This is a genomic window from Corallococcus llansteffanensis, from assembly GCF_003612055.1.
GTDB classification, from domain to species: Bacteria; Myxococcota; Myxococcia; order Myxococcales; family Myxococcaceae; genus Corallococcus; species Corallococcus llansteffanensis.
Map to the genome: position 1 here is coordinate 1 of NZ_RAWB01000830.1, position 3,222 is coordinate 3,222.

5 protein-coding genes are annotated in these 3,222 nt (G+C 70.1%); 4 read left to right on the forward strand and 1 reads right to left on the reverse strand.

What is annotated here, in order from left to right; genetic code table 11:
• Positions 1-389: response regulator transcription factor (locus D7V93_RS40855; RefSeq protein WP_147451614.1), on the reverse strand; the 389-nt coding region annotated here is incomplete at its 3' end.
• Positions 390-522: 133 nt separating this feature from the next.
• On the opposite strand from D7V93_RS40855, the gene D7V93_RS40860 reads away from it, so the two are divergent.
• The 4 genes from D7V93_RS40860 to D7V93_RS40875 form a co-directional block, all read left to right on the forward strand.
• The gene (locus tag D7V93_RS40860; protein WP_120616070.1) at positions 523-1,044 is read left to right on the forward strand and encodes a chemotaxis protein CheW; all 522 of its coding nucleotides are present in this window, start codon (positions 523-525) and stop codon (positions 1,042-1,044) included.
• The gene (locus D7V93_RS40865) at positions 1,041-1,433 is read left to right on the forward strand and encodes a Frizzy aggregation protein FrzB (protein ID WP_120648405.1); all 393 of its coding nucleotides are present in this window, start codon (positions 1,041-1,043) and stop codon (positions 1,431-1,433) included. Before D7V93_RS40860 ends, D7V93_RS40865 begins: the two co-directional genes overlap by 4 nt.
• A 5-nt stretch (positions 1,434-1,438) precedes the next feature.
• The gene (locus tag D7V93_RS40870; RefSeq protein WP_120648406.1) at positions 1,439-2,692 is read left to right on the forward strand and encodes a methyl-accepting chemotaxis protein; all 1,254 of its coding nucleotides are present in this window, start codon (positions 1,439-1,441) and stop codon (positions 2,690-2,692) included.
• Positions 2,693-2,758: 66 nt separating this feature from the next.
• Positions 2,759-3,222, forward strand: a 464-nt coding sequence (locus tag D7V93_RS40875; RefSeq protein WP_208723316.1) for an Hpt domain-containing protein, incomplete at its 3' end; no start/stop codon positions are given.

Consider the following 3,222-nt stretch of genomic DNA (forward strand, 5'->3'; position numbering starts at 1 on the left):
GGGACGGCGGTGGGCACGTTCAGCGCGGGCGCGCCGATGAGCCCCATCACGCCTCCGAGCACGCCCTCCAGGCCTCCGCTCTTGAGGATGTAGCCGTCCGCGCCGGAGTTCTTCGTCTTCGCGTCCAGCTCCGCCTCCGAGATGTCGGAGTAGAGGACCAGCTTGGCGACGACCTTCTTCACCTGCCGCAGGTATTCGACGACGTCATCGCCGAACATCTCCGGCATGTTGACGTCCATGAGGATGAGCGCGAACGGACCCTCGGCGAGCTTCTGGTCGAGCGTCGCCAGGTCGGGCGCACCCACGGCGTCATAGCCTGCGGCCGTCAGGGCGCGGACGGTGAGCTCCAGCAGCATCGGGCTGTCGTCAATGACCAGTACGCGGGACATCGTCCTCCTCAGGGGCTCCCGGCCCACAACCCTACACCTTTGGTCCCCGGCGAACCATCGAAACGGCGAGCAGGCGGACAGTCTTGGATGGACCCTTGACCCTTTTTCACCCGGTCCTGGATACTTCGGTGCCTTGACCCCGACCTCCACTCCCCTCCAACGCGCGCTCCGTCAGGCGCCGGACCGTACGCTGGCCGCCCAGGCCCGCCCCGAACTGGAGTTCTTCTGCTTCCGGGTAGGAGAGCTGCGCTTCGGCGTTCCCAGCGAGAACGTCACCGAGGTGCTGCGCGCCGGCCTGCTCACGCCGCTGCCGCGCACGCCGTCGTTCATCATGGGCGTCACCGGCCACCGCGGTCAGGTGCTGCCGGTGGTGGACCTGCTGCGCTTCCTCAGCAAGGGCGAGGCGCGCATCGGTCCGCGCACGCGCATCTTCGTGGGCGTCAGCGGCAGCTTCGTCTCCGGCGTGGTGGCGGACACCGTGCTGGGCCTGCGCCGCGTGCCCGTCTCCGACATCCTCCCGCCGCCCCTGGGCGGTGACGCGGCCGCCGAGCACCTGCTGGGCATCGTGTCGGGCGGAGGCCCGCACGACGGCCTCAACCTGCTCAACTTCTCCAAGCTGCTGCAGACGGCCCGTCAGCGCGCGGTGGTGCGATGAGCAACGGCGTCCTCGACGAGCGCTCCGCGGAGGAGCTGGGAGCGGTGGACATCCTCTTCTTCCAGATCGGCGACTCCGAGTACGGCACGGACGCCTCGCAGGTCCTGCGCATCGACCGGGCGCTGCCGGACGACCTCACCGTGCGAGACCTGGGCCTGCCGCACCGCGGCCTGCGCGCGCTGGTGTTCGACACCCCCGAAGGCGAGGGCCACCTGAAGGTGGACGCCGTCAACGGGGTGCGCTCCGTCGCGCTCGCCGTGCTACGCCGCATGCCCGCAGCCGCGGCGGCGGCCCCCTATGCCGTGGGCATTTGCCTGGATGAAGCCTCCCGGCGGCCCGTGTTGCTCATTGATTTGGCGGAAACCTTGAAGACGCAAGGAAGGCACTGACACACATGTCCCTGGAGAGCCCCAACGACAAGCCCGCGGCCAAGCCCCGCGGTGCCAAGAAGTCCCCGGGCGCGAAGGCCGGCGCTGATGCCGCCAACGCCATTGATCCGCTCAAGCCCTTCACCGACACGCTGATGGCGGTGCTGTCCGGCAACCTCAACGCGCGCGTGCCCCAGGACCGCGTCCAGGCGGATCCGACCGGCTTCGGCCACCTGCTCAACCAGGTGCTGGAGAACTTCTCCTCCGCGGAGCACCGCAAGCAGGTGGCGGCGCAGGAGATTGATCAGGCGCTCGACTCGCTCATCATCCTGGTGCGCGAGGGCGACCTGTCGCGCTGGAACACCTCCACCGAGGACCCCCAGCTCGGGCCCCTCCTGGAGGGCTTCGGCAAGGTCATCGAGACGCTGCGCATCTTCGTGCGGGAGATCAACGAGGCCGCGCTGCGGCTGTCGTCCTCCGCCAACCAGGTGCTGGCGGCGTCCACGCAGCACGAGACGTCCTCCACCGAGCAGGCCGCGGCCATCCATGAGACGACCGCGACCATGGAGGAATTGAAGCACGCCTCCGCGCAGATCGCGGAGAACGCGGGCAGCGTGGCGCGCGTGGCGGAGGAGACGCTGGGCGCGGCCCGCGCGGGTCGCGGCGCGATTGGCGAGTTCATCCAGGCCATGCAGCAGATCCGCAGCGACGGCGTCGCGGTGGCGGACTCCATCTCCAAGCTGTCCAAGCGCGTGGAGCGCATCGGCACGGTGGTGGAGGTCATCGACGAGATCGCGGACCGCTCCGACCTGCTCGCGCTCAACGCGGCGCTCGAGGGCAGCCGCGCGGGCGAGGCGGGCAAGGGCTTCTCCATCGTCGCGGCGGAGATGCGCCGGCTGGCGGAGAACGTCCTGGAGTCCACCAAGGAGATCAAGAACCTCATCACGGAGATCCGCGAGGCCACGGCCGCGGCGGCGGGCGCGGCGGACGCGTCCAAGCACGCCACGGAGTCCGGTGAGAAGCTGGGCGCGGTGGCGGCACAGGCCGTGGAAGGCATCCTCGCCGGCGTGCAGGAGACGAGCGACGCGGCCCGGGTCATCAACCTGGCCACGCAGCAGCAGCGCACGGCCACCGAGCAGGTGGTGGCGTCCATGGCGGAGATCGAGGACGTGACCCGTCAGACGACGCAGGCGTCGAAGCAGGCCACCGGGGCCGCCGCCGAGCTCACCCAGCTTGCGGGCCGGCTCGCCGAGCTCATCAAGCGCTTCAAGGCCGACTAGGCGTTCTCCTGAGGGGAGACCAGGGCTCTGGGGGATGCGGAAGTCGCGCCCCCGGGCCTGCCACCCATGGACACCGAGGCCCTCAAAAAGTCCCTCCTGAAGAAGTTCCAGGAGGTCACGGCCGACCGACTCCAGAAGATCCAACTGGGAGTCATCGACCTGGAGAAGGAGACCGCGGATCAGGCCGCGGACGACGTCGCGCGCGAACTGCACACGATGAAGGGCGAGGCCCGCATGCTGGGCCTGGCCGCCATCGGTCAGCTCGCGCACGCCGCCGAGGACGTCCTGCGCGCCGAGCGCGAAGGCAAGACGGCCACCGAGACCGCCACCGACGTCATGCTCCGCGCATGCGACGTGCTGTCGGACCTCATCGAGGACCTGGACGCCGCCCACACCGGGTCCACCGTCACCGAGGAGATGGTCAAGGCCCTGTCGGAGGTGTCCGGCCACCCGGTGCCCGCGCTGGGGCCGGTGCGCAAGCCCGCGGCTTCGTCCGCGCCTCCGCCGCCCGCCGCGGCCCCGCCCCGGCC